A 15254-nucleotide genomic window follows, 5' to 3' on the forward strand; every position below is an offset into this window, starting at 1 on the left:
GTGCTTTTCTGTTATGTAAGCCTCCAGTTTATAGTGGCTCAATACCGGTAGGTTAGATCGAGTCGGGATTCGTCGTCGGTAATTTTTATATCAAACTCCAGACGGTTAGTGGGATCGGCAGGGCGTATGTTGAGCTTGATACCATTGCCTCGCAGCCGCATCGAGGTTTTAAAGCCGCCTCCTTCAAAGTCGAATCGTGGCCGGAAGTTTTTTAATGAAAATCCGACCGAACTTTGTGGCGTGAGTTTCAAAAGGGGATAGGCGTTCAGCCCTGATGTGCCGTCAGGAGTGGACTGCCATTCAAAATTAAGGCCATAACGTTTGGGTATGTCGCCAAAAATAGCAGGTGGGGCGAAGGTAAAACGCAGCGGTTGGGCACTGCTTACATTGGGTGGGAAGTAATTGGCGTTTGTCTTTGTCTGGTATTGGCGCTCGGGTAGCGTGCTGATGGCTTCTTCATAGGCAAAACTGACATTGATATGAAGCAACAACAGCAATAAAACACGGCTGCCTTGGTGCAGTATGAGTCGACCATCCATAGCCCATCCTCCCTCGTTTCACTAACTATAGTTGCTCTGTTGTGAGCCAAACTGCATTTTTTATACGAATTTATTAGTCATACTCTAACTAAATCGGTATTCAGTTATTGAACGTCTACGCTTGACTCCTAATTTTTCGTGATTGGGTATAAAGCGATCAAAAAAGGGCCAAATGGCCCTTGTTGCTAGACTGATGCGGGTAGCAATACCAGAGATGCCCGCCTTACAGATTGGCAATAATGGCTTGCGCAAACTCTGTGGTGCTGGCGTTGCCACCCAGATCACGGGTCACCGTTTTGCCCTCGGCAATGGTTTTGCGTACGGCATTGCGGATTTGATGGGCTTTATCCTGCATCCCCAAATGCTCAAGCATTTGAATTGAGGCCAGAATGACCGAACAGGGGTTGGCAATATTCTGGCCGGCAATGTCGGGAGCCGAGCCGTGTACCGCTTCGAAAATAGCCACCTCTTTGCCAATGTTGGCACCAGGAGCCATCCCCAGGCCACCGATCAGACCGGCACACAAGTCCGAGATAATATCGCCAAACAGGTTGGTGGTAACGATAATATCGAATCGCTCGGGATACATGACCAGGTTCATGCATACCGCATCCACGATCATTTCGTTGGTTTCAATATCCGGATAGCGCAGCGCGACTTCACGGGCCACTTCTAAAAACAGCCCGGAAGTGGACTTCAGAATGTTGGCCTTGTGCACTATGGTGACTTTTTTACGGCCTTCGGAGCGGGCCAGTTGATAGGCAAACTCGGTAATGCGCTCGGCCCCTTCGCGGGTAATAATACTCATGGCTTCGGCGCTGTTGTTGTCGTCTGAACGCTTTTGCCCGGCACCGGAATACATGCCTTCGGTATTTTCGCGAATGGTAATGATATCTATGTTTTCAAAGCGGCTCTTGGTACCTTCAAACGACACTACTGGGCGCAGGTTGGCATAGAGATTGAAGTGCTTGCGCAATGAAACGTTAATGGAAGTAAAACCGCCGCCAATGGGCGTGGTAAGCGGGCCTTTCAGGGTAATCTTGTTTTTTTCTATCAAGTCCAGTGTGGACTTGGGAAGAAGCTCGCCGTGTTTTTCGAGTGCCAACAGGCCTGCATCTGCGTAGTCGTAATGAAAATCACAACCGGCGTGATCGAGAATGGTCAGGGCGGCATCGACAATGCTTGGGCCGATACCATCGCCTGGGATCACGGTAATACTGCGTTTGTTCATGAGCGGCGTTCCGTTATTTATGATAATGATATAGAGACACAATTTCCTTGCTGGTTATACCACTTTCAGATCGTGTATTCTATGATCCGGTCTTCAAACTGTGATAGCGAAGATCCTGTAAATTAACGCCCAGTTCGATATCATCGACTAATTTAACCAGCTGTCTCGCCAGTAGCGCCTGGTATTTATGTTTTATTACAGTGTTTTCTTCTTTGCTCTCGCCCGGGGCGGACAGCAGCTGATCGAGGGTTTTCCAGCGCTGCAGCAAGGCTTGCGCACGTTTGGGACCTATGCCGGGAACGCCTTTTATCTGACTGCCCGATACACCGGTCAGTGCCCAGTAATCCACCAGCTGTGTCACCTGTAATCCATATTGCTGCTGTACGTGCTGCGCATCTATATGGCGCTGCTTGAAATGGTCCCATAACTGAATGTGCGGGCTCAGTAACTGGCAAAACCCCTTGTCGGTAGAGACGATGGTACTGGGCTTGCCATGGCGACTCAGGGTGCGAGCCAGGGTCGCAATCAGATCATCCGCTTCATCGGTATCCGACAGCAAGGCATCAATACCCAGCTGCCACAAGTCTTGTTGCAACTGGGTGAGGTAGTGCGCCAAAGCCGTCGGCATCGGCTTGCGTCCGGCTTTATAGTCTGGATAAAGATGATGGCGAAATCCGACGGGAGCCCCATCGAATACTGCCACCACATGACTGGGCTTGAACTGAAACAGCAATCGCCTGGCGGCATTAACAAGGGCGACGCTGGTGGCTGCCAGCGCCGCTTGTTCTTCTTGATGCCGTTGCTCTTGCACCGCATACAGGCGGCGGATCAGGTTCAAGGCATCAATGATCAATAACTGCATTAATATGAGGTCTTGTTAACGGTTGATGCGATAGCAGGGTACATAGGTTGAGCCGGGCAGCTTCATACGCTGTTGCTCAACAAATTGTTGCAGTAGTTTGTCCATCATTTTCATCATTTCGGGTTCTCCATTAAGCAAAAAAGGCCCCTTTTCTTCGATGGCTTTAATGCCGCCTTCTTTTACGTTACCGGCCACTATGCCCGAAAAGGCTCGGCGCAGGTTGGCCGCCAGTTGTTGCGGTGGCTGATCGCGGTTGAGATTAAGGCTGGCCATGTTTTCATGGTTGGGAATAAAGGGCAGCTGGAATTCCGGCTCTATGTGCAATGACCAGTTAAAGGAATAGGCGTCGCCAACGGACTTGCGATAATCCCGTACCAGCGGCATGGCGTTTTTAATGCGTCTTGCCACCTCTGCCGGATCATCGATAATGATTTGATACAGGGATTGCGCATCCGGGCCCAGAGTATTACCGATAAATTCATCCACACTGCGAAAGTAGTCGGCACTTTCTTTGGGACCGGTCAAAATAATCGGCATCGGCTGATTGCGGTTTTCCGGATGCATCATGATGCCCAGAATATACAGAATCTCTTCTGCCGTTCCCACGCCACCAGGAAAGACGATAATACCGTGCCCCATGCGCACAAAGGCTTCGAGACGTTTTTCGATGTCAGGCAGTATGACCAGCTCGTTCACTATGGGGTTGGGCGGCTCGGCGGCAATAATAGAAGGCTCGGTGAGACCGATGTAACGGCTACCGGTTACTCGCTGCTTGGCGTGGCCAACGGCGGCGCCTTTCATGGGGCCTTCCATGGCGCCCGGGCCACAACCGGTGCAGATATTCATCTCTCTCAAGCCGAGTTCGTTGCCGACCTCGCGGGTATATTGATACTCGTATGGCGCAATGGAATGCCCGCCCCAGCACACCGCCAGGTTGGGTTCGGCACCCGGATGAACCGTATTGGCATTGCGCAGAATGGAGAAGACCAGGTCGGTCAGATGCTGAGGTGAATTCTGGGTTAGCACATCATTGTTTTGCAGCTTGCTGTTCACATAGATGATGTCGCGCAATACGGAAAACAGATGATCCTGAATGCCGCGAATAATTTCACCATCGACAAAGGCATGCACCGGAGGATTGAACAGCTCGAGTTTGACGCCGCGCTCGCGTCGGATCACATTGATATCAAATGAAGTGTAGCGTTCGAGAATTTCTTTGGAACTGTCGGTCTGGCTGCCGGAATTAAGCACCGCAAGCGCACAGTTGCGAAATAGTTGATACAAGGCGCCGGAGGCGGATTGCTTAAGATTATCGACTTCAACTTGTGACAGCAGATTCATGCTGCCAACCGGATTAATATGGGTGATCATAGTCACTCCTTTGAATATTGTTATAAGGTCAGTCCATGACTATCTGATCTCGGCCTGCATGCTTGGCGCGATACAGTGCCTGGTCTGCTCGCTCCAGAGCCGATTGAATGCTATCTCCCTGTTTTAACAGGGTGGCTCCAAGGGAAATGGTGATGGTCACGGGCTCTTCTTTAAAGCGAAACGGAATATTTTTAATTCTGTCACACAATTTTTGCAGTGGTTTTTCGATATCTTTCTGATCGGTATTGCTTAATAACACCATGAATTCTTCACCGCCGAAGCGAGCCACAAAATCGGTTTCTCTTAATGATTGCTGCATGGTTTTTGCGATGAGACGTAAGGCTTTATCGCCGGCCAGGTGGCCATATTTATCATTTATTTCTTTAAAATAATCGACATCCAGTAGAGCGATGCACAAAGGTTTTTCATAACGCAACCATTGGCGGTATTCAAGATCCAGACGCTGATCCATGCCTGCCCGGTTATGGATTTGGGTCAGACTGTCTATAAACAGCTTATCATTTTGTGCATTGAGTTGTAGCTTGAAATTCTCGGCTTCTGCTTTCAGCGTGTGAATTTGTTGATCCATTTCACTCATTCGCTGGAGCAGAGCATGTTCACGCTCCTGCAGTCGTTCATGTTGTACCAGAATATGATTGATGCTGCGCATTCTCAGTTCGATATCGGCAGTAAGCTGGACGTTGCTCTGGCTAAACAGATGTTCGCCTATGGCTCTGAGTTCACCGGCAATATGGTGGCCATGATGAGTGCGGGCATCGACAATGGATTGGCCTTCGCTCAGGGTGATGGCAAAGTGACGATGCACTTCTTCCAGGTGGGCGTTCAGATTGGTGAGAAACCGGGTGGCGTTTTTACGCTCGAACCGACAGCCTTCAATGGTCAAGTCAATCAGTTTAAGGCAGACGCTGGGTAATTCGGTTTTCTCAACCCGTTGTTGTAGCTGATGGCGCAGCTTGGCGAGCTCTGTGGCCACCGGGCCGGAAAAGTGCAGCTCGTCAATCAGTTGCAGCAGACGGGTACATAACTCATGTTGATGATCGTGTGAGTGTGCGTGATGGGTGATGCTGCTTGCCAGCGCAGCCTGGTAGTGGTCGAGCAATTGCAGTAATTGGCCGTGATGCTGGTGATTGAACTGTCCCTGGGTCAGTAGAGTGAGTAGCTCGGCCGCTTCCGGCGGGCTGAAGCCGGACTGCTGTAACTGCGTTGAGGCATGTTGCAGTTTTTTTTCACTTAACTGTTTAATGTGGCGCATGCGCACGTGTTCATTGCGTAAACGTTCAAGCTGCTGGGTCAGTTCGCTGGCAAGTTGCTGTTGTCGGGAGGTGTCGACGGCATTGGCGGCAACCTGATTCCCGGTAAAAATGCGGTGCCAGTGGCTGCTTAATCGACCGGCAGACGAATCATTGGCGGAAAGTGCGAGAGGTTGCTGTAAGCCGGATAATACTATTTCTAGCCGATCAATAACGGATGCCAGTTCTATTAACATTTGTCTATCGTCAAAGTCATTCATGTTTCACCATTGCAGCCTAACGCAGGCAACCCTGTAAAATTATATCGACATGACCAGCTCTGGAGCCAATGCATGCCAGTCAATGTGTTGTTTTTTATGTGAACTGTTTACTTTGACCAGTCCTTTGAGAATAGCCTGTATGCAGCAATGGCGAATGTCGCCATGAAAAAAAGCCGCTTGCTGACAGTCTACTGCCAGTAGCTCTACCCAGGCTTTGTCGCCGGTCTGGTTGGCAATTTGATGGGCGGCGGCCATGGCCAGATACAAGATGTCTCCCAGGCGCATATCGTCAAGGGCGTGGGGCGCCTTGGGCAGAAAAGGATGGCCGATAATACCGATGGCCAGGCGCTGATCCAGTTTGAACGGGCTGGGGAACTCGGCAAACATGCGCTCAAGGCTGGTGATGGTTTGCTGCAGCGAGTTGACCTGGCGTTGCGAAATAACATAAATGAATTGCCCTTCACGCAAGTCGTACAGTCGTGCCTCGGGATGAATACGGCTGTTGAGGTAGGTACCCAATTCTTTTTGTATGGCCGTTGCATGCATTAACCCCAGGCGCTCGCTCAAATCGACCATAAAAGGCACATGCAGTAGCAGGTAGTATATTTTATCGTTGAATGGCTGAGCTTCGGCTTCGTTCAAGTACCATTGTTCGGAGCGCAGCTGACTCTTGGCCATTTCCTGTGGCAGACGATGCATCAGTTGCCGCCAGTTGGGCAGCCCGGTTCTGGATTCTGTCAACAAGGAGTGATGTAGCTCTTTATTTTGCTGCTGCAGGCGCCGGCTGCGGGCGTGATTGCGCAACCAGCCATACAACAGCAGGGGCAGGATCAATCCCAGGCTGGAAGCCAGCAGGGTAAAACGCTGTTTTTCGTGCAAAGCCTGTTCGTTGGCCTGGCGCAACCCGGCCAGTTCTCGTTCTTGCTGCAGTTGTTGATCACTGTCTTGTACCAGGCTTTGCGTCAGCAGACGATTAAGCTGACTGACGCGGGCATAATAATCGTGATAGGCCTTGTGATGCGCCAAGGCTTGGGTTGGATTATCACTGAGCTCAAAGAGCTCGGCCAGCAGTCGGTGGCATTCAATCAGGCGTGGCACGTCGTTCAGTTTTTCTGCCAGTGTTTGTGCCTGTTCAAACTGCAGCAATGCCAGACCATTTTCGTCTTGTGCCATGTAAAGCTGGCCGAGTTGCAGTAAGGCATCTATCTGGCGAGGCACATCCTGGCTGCGTTCGAAACTGGTGCGAGCCAGGGTGAGGTAATGCCGAGCCTCTGCGTCGATCTGCAATACCCGATAGCTATGACCAATTTCCAAGTATAGCTGGGCTATGTGGTCGGTGTCGGCCATGTTTTTTGCCAGATCAAGGGCGTTGAAAAAGTAAACCAGGGCCAGGCTGGCGTCATGGCTGCTGGTGCGGGTTACTCGTCCCAGATTCAAGAGTGAGCTGATCAACAGGTTGGGGTTGCCCAGCAGCTCAAACTCGCTGCTCGCCAGATTGGCGTAGTGAATGGCTTGTTCGCCCGAGCCTAATGCGGCATTGATGTTGGCGGCTTTCTCTGCGGCCATGGCTTTAAGGTAGTACTGACGACGTTTGCCCAGCAGGTTCAGGGTTTCTACATAGTGAGACAGCGCCAGCTCATCCTGTTGCAACAGTTGATAATATTCTGCCAGCAGGTAGTTGGCCCAGGCTTGCAGTATGGGCTGATTATTTTCCTGGGCCTGAACCCGTATTTTTTCGAAGGCCAGCCGGGCTTCATCTGTTTTATGTCGATGCAGCAAGGTGCTGGCCTGCAACAGATGCAGGGCTTCTTGCAGATTGCGTGAACTGTTGTTGGTCAGTTGCTCATCGGCATCATCAAGCAGGGTGCTGGCAAGGTTGGGGTTTTGCTGGGCGAGTGCCAGCTTGGCCTTGATCATCAGGCTGGCTGCTTCTGTGTCCGGCTGTCGGTATTTTTTGGCCAGTGTGATGGCTCGGTTGATGCTGACATCGGCGGGTAACATCAGGCCTTCGTTGGCCTGACACAGCGCCTGTATTTGCCAGGCTGCCTGGCTTTGTTCTCGAGTACGATAATGCTTGGCCATCTCTTGATGATCGAAGTCTTGTCGCGAGTTAACCAGCTTGGCGGGATCTATTTCTTTGCGCTGCAAGAAAAAATTGGTGAGTGCAACACATTCGCCAGGTCGGCTCAGCATAAGCTGACGAGCCCGTTGTAGTTCAACAGGCTCGGGTTGATATGGCGACAGCACAGGCGTGCCCGCCAGATGTGAAACCAGAACGGCGACAGACAAAATCACAATAACGGATACCGATGTAATGCGGGTGACGCACCAGTTTACGGAGCAGACCGGACGGAGTCCAGTTTCTGACGTTATCTGTTCATGATCTCGCCTTTATTGGCGCTGCAGACGCACGTTTGCGGCTTTACCGGCTACATTACTGCGATAAGGGTTGATATCCAGTCCGCCGCGGCGGGTATAACGAGCGTATACCGTCAATTCTTTAGGCTGACAATGCTGCATGATATCCATGAAAATGCGCTCTACACATTGCTCATGAAACTCGTTGTGCTGGCGAAACGACACCAGATAACGCAACAGGGCGTCACGGCGAATACGCGGTCCCTGATAGCGGATCATCAGGCTGCCCCAATCTGGCTGGCCGGTGACCAGACAGTTGGATTTCAATAGATGGGAATGCAGCGTTTCGGTGACATTCTCGGAGTCGGTGGCATGGTGTAACAAATCCGCCACCGGTTGATAATGTTCTATCGTGATATCCTGCCCGTCAATACAGTCGCCAGGCAAGATACCAAATTGACTGGGTGCTGCTTTTAGCTCAAACAGTGTTACCTTGACGGCTCCCTCTGCGCACAAGCTCAAATCCTTGGTCAGTATCGCCTCTACTTCGTCGATACTGTCGAAGCGGCTTTGATTGAAACTGTTCAAATACAGCTTGAACGATTTTGACTCAATCAGGTTCAGGCTATTGACCGGCACGCGCACCTCGCCCATGGCTACCATGGGCTTGCCCTTGTTGTTCAACCAGGACAATTCATACACATTCCATAAGTCTTCGCCGGCAAAGGGCAGGGCATCGGCCTTAAGGCCCAGGTCGTCCCGGTTCAACGTCCGTGGCACCCCTTGCAATTGGCTGGCATCGTATTCGCAGACGTAGCTGCTCTGTTTGCCCAGAGGCAAGGCATCGAGGGCATTGCTGGCATGGTATTTTTGCTCTGGTGTCATTTCGGGATCCAGTTGGTAGAATGAAGAGTTCTGACCTTATTGTGAGACTTTAGTATGCAAGATCAAGTGGTGATGGCGCTCGATGAGCTATTTGCTCGCCAACGGCGGCTGGGCGGTATCCCGCTGGTCGAATACGATGCGGCATTTTCTTCTCCGGCCGAGTTGTTACCTCCTCAGGCCGGCAAGGTAGGCTGGCAAGCCTGGCTGCGACCCGAACCGGGCAGTTTTGATAATCTGGCCAATGCGTTGGACATGCCGATACATGGGGATATAAGCGCGGTGTTTGGTCATTATTACGCGGGTAATATTCCTGCCTGCTTCAAAGGGCTGTTCTTGACCCTGCTGCAGCCCTGGAACGAACAGGATTTCGAGCGATTGCAGCAAAACCAGATTGCCCATCAGTTGATGATGAAAAAGCTTAAATTACCCGCCAGCTGGTTTTTGGCCACCGGTAAGGAGGAGCAAAAGCTGGTCACGCTGAACAACGCCAGCGGCGAAGTGCAGCTGGAGCGCTTGGGCAAGGGCTGCATAGGCGTACTGGCGCCCAACCTGAGCCACTTTCTACGCCGTCTGGAGCCCTGTTAACACAGCCGGGAGCTGGAAGCTGTAAGTAAAATATTAAAGATAGCGTTAAGCCTGAAGCTGAAAAAACATCCAGCTTGCAGGTTTCACCCTTAACTCTTTACTTTTTAAAATCCCAGGACAGGTTGGACACCAGGCGACAGGGCTCACACATGAAATCAAAGATCTCGTGTATGGGCTCTGGCAAACGCCAGGGCTCACCGCAGCCCGGGCAGGGGCGGTTTAGCTCGGCGTCCAGACTTTCGCCGCCCACTCGATACAAATAGTAAAAGGTGGGTATGTGCGTCAGGTACTCGATGCGCTTGCCCAGATCCCGGCCTCGGCGGCTTAATCGACTGTCATGGGTGCTGATTTCAACCACGGCTCCGTGCTCAAGTATGGAGCCGTTCATTTGCAGCTGATCGCAGGCCTCCCAGTCTTCTTGCCACTTGAGTACCTGTTTGCAGTCCCCGTTGGCTACCGGCGGTATCTTGTATAAAGGTATTGGTGAAAAGTGCTCGCCACAGCGCAAGGGTGAACAAGAGTGCAGGTAGGTCGTATACAACAGCTGCCAGGGCCGCGATGGGCAATCATCCGTGGTGTCCGAATTCAGATCCTGGCCTTTTACCGTCGTCTTGGGGCTGGTCAAGCCGGCCTGATGCAGCCGGGTGATGGCCAGCTCGACCTGACGATTGTAATAGCGTGGGTGCAGACTGTCTTGCTCGGGGCAGACCACGCGGCAATTCAGCCACCCTTGATGAATAGAGGTGGGAAACTCCCGACCTATAATCTGGCCGTTATAACGCAATGCATCAATAAACTGGCGGATGGCCGGTTCAACCTCGGCCATCTGTGCGTCCTGATAACAATCAAAGTGCAGTTCACATACCCACATCAGTTACGCGGCTCCTGTGCCTGAATCGATATCGAGGCTAGCAATTGCTCCAGCCGCACCACCCTGGCTTCCAGCTCGGTTACCCGATCAGTCAGTGCGCGCTCGGTTGAAGACGCGTCAGGGGTGGCAGATGCCATCGCCTCTGGCTCTGTTGCCAACAGCGTGTGCGGTGATTGTTTGTAACGGCTGATTAACGCCAGCAAAGTGGGCAAGTCCACCGAGCCATTCAATCGCGCCTTCACGGTGGCGGTGCTAATACTCTTGCCTTCTTTAACCAGACTACGTATGGCGTTAATGATGTCCTGTTGGGGCATGCGTTTGAGTTACCTTATCTGAGGCTGATATTGAGTTGGTCGATGACTTCAGCCCAGTCGGAGTCGTCTTGCAGACCTTCTTTTAAAAAGCCGGCCTGTGCCGCACTCCAGAATGGTGCTTCTATCAGCTCTATATTTGCGGGTAGCTTGTGGGTTGCAATGAAGTGTTTAATGCCGTCGTTACTGGCATCCAGGCCTAACTGTTCGAACAGTTCGGAAAAAGGGTGAATCATGTGTTCCATCATATATTTCATCTCCTTACAGAAAAGATGTGAGGTGAAGCCTGAGCTTGCGTATCAAGCCTCTTTTACTTCGTCTGCTTCCAGCTGACGGCTTACTGTCATGTATTAAAGCATAGGTGACGGTGACTCGCGCAAGACGGGTACCGACACATTCAGCACTTTTACATGATGCAACCACAGCTTGCCTTCACTATGTTGCAGCCCATCGTGACTGAATTCAAAGCGAAATTCTGCCAGCAGGCGCCCTTTTTTCCATTGATAGCGATAACGATACACGCTCAGCAGCTGAAATTGCTGCTGACGGCAATAGCGCTCCAGCCAAAGCCGGGCAAACTCGCTCTGGCGCCGCACCTGCCAGTATCCGGCCCCCAGCAGAAACAGCAATAACAGCCCCAGCAGCTCGGTCATGATGTGCCGCTGAACAAAGAACCCAGGGCGTTTTTCAAACGGGCAGACAAGGCTGTATTGTGCAGGTTGCCAAGAATAAGCGGCCGCAGCGCAGGCAGAGAAACCAACTCGGCAAACAGGCCGTTAAACAGCTCGCCATGATGTTCGGCCAGTTGTTCCAGATAATTCAACAGCAGCGTTTCGTCCGTCAAATCCTGCCACAGTCGTGCCGCCAGGCTCAGCATCAGCGGTTGGCTTGGGGCCAAGGCCAGCAAGGTGGCAATTTTTTGCTGTCGCTCGCCAGAGGTTGGGCTGCCAGCGGTGGCACGCAGCAGCTGGGCAATGCGCTCCTGATTAGGTTGCTGACGCTCAAGCTCGGTGGTAATGGCACCCAGCAGCCGTTCGATCACGACCGAAGGCAACGGCTGATGTTCACACTGGGTCAGCAGGGCATCCTGTACTGGCTGCGGTAGCTCAAGCAGGCGATCGGCCAGCGGTTGGCTTAATGCATTATCTTGCTGCAGGCGCGCCGTTACATCGGCCAGCCCCTGTAGCCCTAGCTGTTGCCAGTCGTGTTGCTCGGGAGCCTGAATATAATCCCGTACTCCCTGAAAAAAGACCGAGGGGGGGAGAGTCAAATCCAGGCCCAGTCGTGCATGAAACGCGGCCAGTTTGTCTTGGGTGGGTTGAAAGGTAAACGGCGTTTGCGCCAGTCGCTGTTGCTGCTCGTCGGTCAGCTCGGCGGTAACGTCCTGACCCAGCTGTTCAACCAAGGCGGCTAAAAAGTGCTTGATGGCGCCATTGTTGAACAGACCGCGCTCATCCAGCGGTAATTTAAGAAACCACACATAAGGCTGGGCCTTGTGTTGTTGCTGCCAGTAGCACACCGCCAGCCAGGCATGCCGCTGCAAAGGCCAGGGATAGGGCCTTTGGTTGGCTTCAATGGCGGCAAAATCGTCATGATTTAATGGCTGCAGACGACGACCCAGATCATAAAGGCGAAACTCGGTGCCTGCCTGGGTTAAAAATTCACTCAAGGTATTTATTTGCATCGGTTTCTCCTGTCGAACAGCCGCCGATTATAGGGAGTCAAACGCCAAGATGGTATAGTAGGCGCGTGTTTTAAGAGGAGCAAATAGATGTCAGCCGAGGTTGAAAAGCGGTTATATGCCATTGAACGAGAATTGAAAGCCTTGTCCTGGTGGCAAAGCGAGCCCCCCAGCGCCGCCGCACTCGCCAGCACAGAGCCTTTTTGTCTGGATACCCTGACCTTTAGCCAGTGGCTGCAATTTGTGCTCCTGGTACGGCTGCAGGCGATGCTGGAGGCGGGAGTGCCCTTGCCGAATAACATTTCGATTTATCCCATGGCGACCGAAAGTTTTAAACCTCTGGCGGTAGACACCCGCGCCCTTGAGGAGGCGATTGCCGGGCTTGATGAAACCTTGTCGGGCCAAGCGGTAGTACGTGAAGCATGAGCGTCGATATTATTTATGAAGATGAATCTTTGGTGGCCATCAATAAAGAAGCGGGGCTCCTGGTGCATCGCAGTTGGTTGGATAAAGGCGAAACGCGCTTTGCCATGCAGCTCACCCGGGACGCGGTGGGTTGCCATGTGTTTCCGGTACATCGGCTGGACAGACCCACGTCGGGGGTATTGCTGTTTGCCAAGAGTGCCGCCGTGGCGCGTAGCTTGACCGAGGCGTTTACCGAACATAAGGTCAGCAAGCAATATCTGGCGGTGGTGCGCGGTTATCTACCCGAGCAGGGCACCCTGGATTATGCCTTGAGCTTTCAGCCCGATGCCATTGCCGATAAATTTGCCGATCTCGACAAGCCCCCGCAAGAGGCCATTACCCATTGGCAGAATCTGGCGCAGGTGGAGCTGCCGTTCGCGGTCTCGAAAAAGCATCCCAGTACCCGTTACAGTCTGGTGCGGTTGACGCCACAAACCGGGCGCAAGCATCAATTGCGCCGACACATGGCGCATTTATTTCATCCCATAGTGGGTGACACCACCCATGGAGAGGGGCGTCATAATCGTTTTTTTCGTCAGCAATATGACTGCCATCGCATGCTGCTGCATGCTGATCGCTTGTCGTTACTCCATCCGGTCACTCAGGCGCCCCTGCAACTGAACGCGTCGCTGGATGCCGATTGGCAGCATATTGTTGAAGAATTTAATTGGCAGGCAGTAACAGCAAGCTATCAGCGATAAGCTTTCAGCTGTCAGAAAAAGCAGGCTCGTTTTTTACGCTGGAGGATGGCGCGAAGGCATATGAAACGCTGGCGTCTCGGGTTATGCTATTTTTCAATAGCTTAGCAACGAAGTATTAACAGGAGTAACCATGGCGGCAGTAGATATTATAGTGGGTAGCGTGTATGGCTCGGCCTTCTCGGTTGCCGAAACGCTGGAAGAAGCCCTGGTGGGTGCCGGCCACGAGGTCACGCTGCATGAAGAGGCCGAGTTATCGGATCTGGATACTGGCCATTTCTGGCTGTGGGTAACCTCAACCACGGGTCAGGGAGAGCTGCCACCCAACTTGTTGCCGTTATTTGAAGAAATGCGCGAACGTTGTCCCCCCATGCCCCAGTTGCGGTATGCGCTGGCCACCCTGGGTGACAGTAGTTATGAAGATTTTTGCGGGGCCGGCGTACAAGTGGACGCGCTGTTACAAGAACTGCAGGCACAAGCGGTGACCGACGGTCTGGAGGTAGATGCCAGCGAGACCCTGGATCCGGAAGAGCCGGCTCTGATATGGCTCAGCAGCTGGATAGAGAAGATTTAATCCAGCACCAGGAAAACAAAAATAAAAAGCACCGTTCCCAAAGGCTCGGTGCTTTTTTATGTTTAGCTGACAGCTGACAGCTGACAGCTGACAGCTTATCGCTGATGGCTTACCGCTTTTTTAAAGCATTTCTTTGCGCAGTTGTGCCGGGGTTTTAGGCGACAGCAAGCCCGGGGCTACGTCGAACACGGTTTTGGCACCGGTTTCGCCAGCCTGGCTCAGTTTGTACACTGCGCGGGCATAGGCCACCAATACGCTGGAAGTGAACTCCGGGTTGCTGCCCAGCTTCAGTGAAAACTCCAGCACCTGTTTGGTGTTGTCGCTACCGCTTTCACCGCTGCGGATCACAAAGCCGCCGTGGGGCATGCTGCTGTGCTGCTCGGCAAAAGTGTGTTGATCGATGAAGTTGACCGTGGTGTCGTAGTCGGCGAAATAGTCCGGCATGGTGACGATGGTATTACGCACGGTGTCGGCATCGGCGCCGTCTTCCAGCACGATAAAACATTCACGGGTATGTTTTTCTCGGGTGGTTAACTGAGGCAGCTCGCCATTGCGCACCCGGGCCATGGCCGGTTCGGAAGGCAGGGTATATTGCACACCGGATTTAACGCCCGCCACGCGGCGCACCGCATCCGAGTGACCCTGGCTCAAACCCTTGCCCCAGAAGGTATAGGTTTCGCCCTGGGGCAAAATGGCTTCACCAAACAGGCGATTCAGCGAAAACAGGCCAGGATCCCAGCCCACAGACAGCAGGGCAACCTTGCCGGCAGCCTGTGCAGGCTGGTCCAGTGCGGCGAAGTATTCCGGAATTTTGGCATGGGTATCAAAGCTGTCAACGATGTTGAACATGCCAGCCAGGTCGGGGCCTTGCTCGGGAAGGTCGGATTTGGAGCCGCCACACAAAATCAGCACATCGATATCGTTCTGAAACTGTTCTATATCGGCCATCGCATGAACGGGTACCGAGCTGTCGAGCAATTCTACGCTGGCGGGGTCGCGGCGGCTGAATACGGCAACCAGACGCATGTCGGGACTTTGTTGGATCGCGGCTTCGGCACCACGGCCGAGATTGCCATAGCCGGCGATGGCGATGTTTATTTGTGTCATCAATCAACCTTATGTTTCTAGCTAGCAGTATTTGTATGTATTTGTGGTAGTGAACCAAGGCTACAAATGCAGTGTCGAGACAGCCAATCAAGGCGTAAAGATGCTTAAACCTGTTACGTTTCCATTGCTTATCAGGCGGTTGCAGTGGTTGAACCGCCTATTTATGCCATTTGGCTGCATTTGTA

The 15254-nt window shown here is 52.4% G+C and carries 17 protein-coding genes; 4 read left to right on the forward strand and 13 right to left on the reverse strand.

Annotation, left to right across the window (positions count from 1 at the left end; genetic code table 11):
- Positions 1-38: 38 nt before the first annotated feature.
- The 7 genes from IEW52_RS05190 to queF all read right to left on the reverse strand — a co-directional run bounded on the left by IEW52_RS05190 (position 39) and on the right by queF (position 8777).
- Positions 39-539, reverse strand: a complete 501-nt coding sequence (locus IEW52_RS05190) for a hypothetical protein (protein ID WP_188629008.1) — start codon at positions 537-539, stop codon at positions 39-41.
- 223 nt (positions 540-762) lie between these two features.
- Complete coding sequence (locus IEW52_RS05195) at positions 763-1770, reverse strand: isocitrate dehydrogenase (RefSeq protein ID WP_188629009.1); 1008 nt, start codon at positions 1768-1770, stop codon at positions 763-765.
- A gap of 79 nt (positions 1771-1849) precedes the next feature.
- On the reverse strand, positions 1850-2632 hold the full coding sequence (xni, locus tag IEW52_RS05200; RefSeq protein ID WP_188629010.1) for a flap endonuclease Xni: 783 nt from the start codon (positions 2630-2632) through the stop codon (positions 1850-1852).
- A 15-nt stretch (positions 2633-2647) separates the two neighbouring features.
- The gene (ppnN, locus tag IEW52_RS05205) at positions 2648-4003 is read right to left on the reverse strand and encodes a nucleotide 5'-monophosphate nucleosidase PpnN (protein WP_188629011.1); all 1356 of its coding nucleotides are present in this window, start codon (positions 4001-4003) and stop codon (positions 2648-2650) included.
- 28 nt (positions 4004-4031) lie between these two features.
- Positions 4032-5534, reverse strand: coding sequence for a GGDEF domain-containing protein (locus IEW52_RS05210; RefSeq protein WP_188629012.1), 1503 nt, complete (start codon positions 5532-5534; stop codon positions 4032-4034).
- Between the two features lie 39 nt (positions 5535-5573).
- Positions 5574-7781 carry a nucleotidyl cyclase domain-containing protein gene (locus tag IEW52_RS05215; RefSeq protein WP_229667804.1) on the reverse strand — a complete coding sequence of 736 codons (2208 nt, stop codon included), beginning with the start codon at positions 7779-7781 and terminating at the stop codon, positions 5574-5576.
- Positions 7782-7925: 144 nt separating this feature from the next.
- On the reverse strand, positions 7926-8777 hold the full coding sequence (gene queF, locus IEW52_RS05220) for an NADPH-dependent 7-cyano-7-deazaguanine reductase QueF (protein ID WP_188629014.1): 852 nt from the start codon (positions 8775-8777) through the stop codon (positions 7926-7928).
- Between the two features lie 54 nt (positions 8778-8831).
- Between queF and IEW52_RS05225 the strand changes: the two genes are divergently transcribed.
- Positions 8832-9362, forward strand: coding sequence for a SecY-interacting protein Syd (locus IEW52_RS05225; protein ID WP_188629015.1), 531 nt, complete (start codon positions 8832-8834; stop codon positions 9360-9362).
- 97 nt (positions 9363-9459) lie between these two features.
- On the opposite strand, the gene IEW52_RS05230 is transcribed toward IEW52_RS05225, so the two are convergent.
- From IEW52_RS05230 to IEW52_RS05250, 5 genes are all read right to left on the reverse strand, one after another.
- Positions 9460-10233, reverse strand: a complete 774-nt coding sequence (locus IEW52_RS05230) for a Zn-ribbon-containing protein (protein WP_188629016.1) — start codon at positions 10231-10233, stop codon at positions 9460-9462.
- A complete protein-coding gene (locus IEW52_RS05235; RefSeq protein ID WP_188629017.1) occupies positions 10233-10547 on the reverse strand; it encodes a hypothetical protein in 315 nt (104 codons plus the stop codon). The genes IEW52_RS05230 and IEW52_RS05235 overlap by 1 nt, the downstream gene beginning before the upstream one ends.
- Before the next feature lie 14 nt (positions 10548-10561).
- Positions 10562-10792: a DUF2789 domain-containing protein gene (locus tag IEW52_RS05240; protein WP_229667805.1), complete on the reverse strand. Its 231-nt coding sequence runs from the start codon at positions 10790-10792 to the stop codon at positions 10562-10564.
- A gap of 102 nt (positions 10793-10894) precedes the next feature.
- Positions 10895-11197 carry a DUF3301 domain-containing protein gene (locus IEW52_RS05245; RefSeq protein WP_188629018.1) on the reverse strand — a complete coding sequence of 101 codons (303 nt, stop codon included), beginning with the start codon at positions 11195-11197 and terminating at the stop codon, positions 10895-10897.
- On the reverse strand, positions 11194-12228 hold the full coding sequence (locus IEW52_RS05250; RefSeq protein ID WP_188629019.1) for a DUF3549 family protein: 1035 nt from the start codon (positions 12226-12228) through the stop codon (positions 11194-11196). Before IEW52_RS05250 ends, IEW52_RS05245 begins: the two co-directional genes overlap by 4 nt.
- Positions 12229-12315: 87 nt before the next feature.
- On the opposite strand from IEW52_RS05250, the gene IEW52_RS05255 reads away from it, so the two are divergent.
- The 3 genes from IEW52_RS05255 (at position 12316) to IEW52_RS05265 (ending at position 13962) form a co-directional block, all read left to right on the forward strand.
- Positions 12316-12651: a YqcC family protein gene (locus IEW52_RS05255; protein WP_188629020.1), complete on the forward strand. Its 336-nt coding sequence runs from the start codon at positions 12316-12318 to the stop codon at positions 12649-12651.
- Entirely contained in the window at positions 12648-13391 is a 744-nt protein-coding gene (truC, locus tag IEW52_RS05260) for a tRNA pseudouridine(65) synthase TruC (RefSeq protein WP_188629021.1), read from the forward strand. The genes IEW52_RS05255 and truC overlap by 4 nt, the downstream gene beginning before the upstream one ends.
- A 130-nt stretch (positions 13392-13521) precedes the next feature.
- Positions 13522-13962 (forward strand): flavodoxin, encoded by a 441-nt coding sequence (locus tag IEW52_RS05265; protein ID WP_188629022.1) that lies wholly within the window; start codon positions 13522-13524, stop codon positions 13960-13962.
- A 120-nt stretch (positions 13963-14082) separates the two neighbouring features.
- Here IEW52_RS05265 and IEW52_RS05270 read toward each other — a convergent pair whose 3' ends face one another.
- Entirely contained in the window at positions 14083-15069 is a 987-nt protein-coding gene (locus IEW52_RS05270; protein ID WP_229667806.1) for a diaminopimelate dehydrogenase, read from the reverse strand.
- Positions 15070-15254: the final 185 nt, after the last annotated feature.

Origin of the sequence: Oceanisphaera marina (assembly GCF_014643915.1) — a bacterium.
Classification (GTDB): domain Bacteria; phylum Pseudomonadota; class Gammaproteobacteria; order Enterobacterales; family Aeromonadaceae; genus Oceanimonas; species Oceanimonas marina.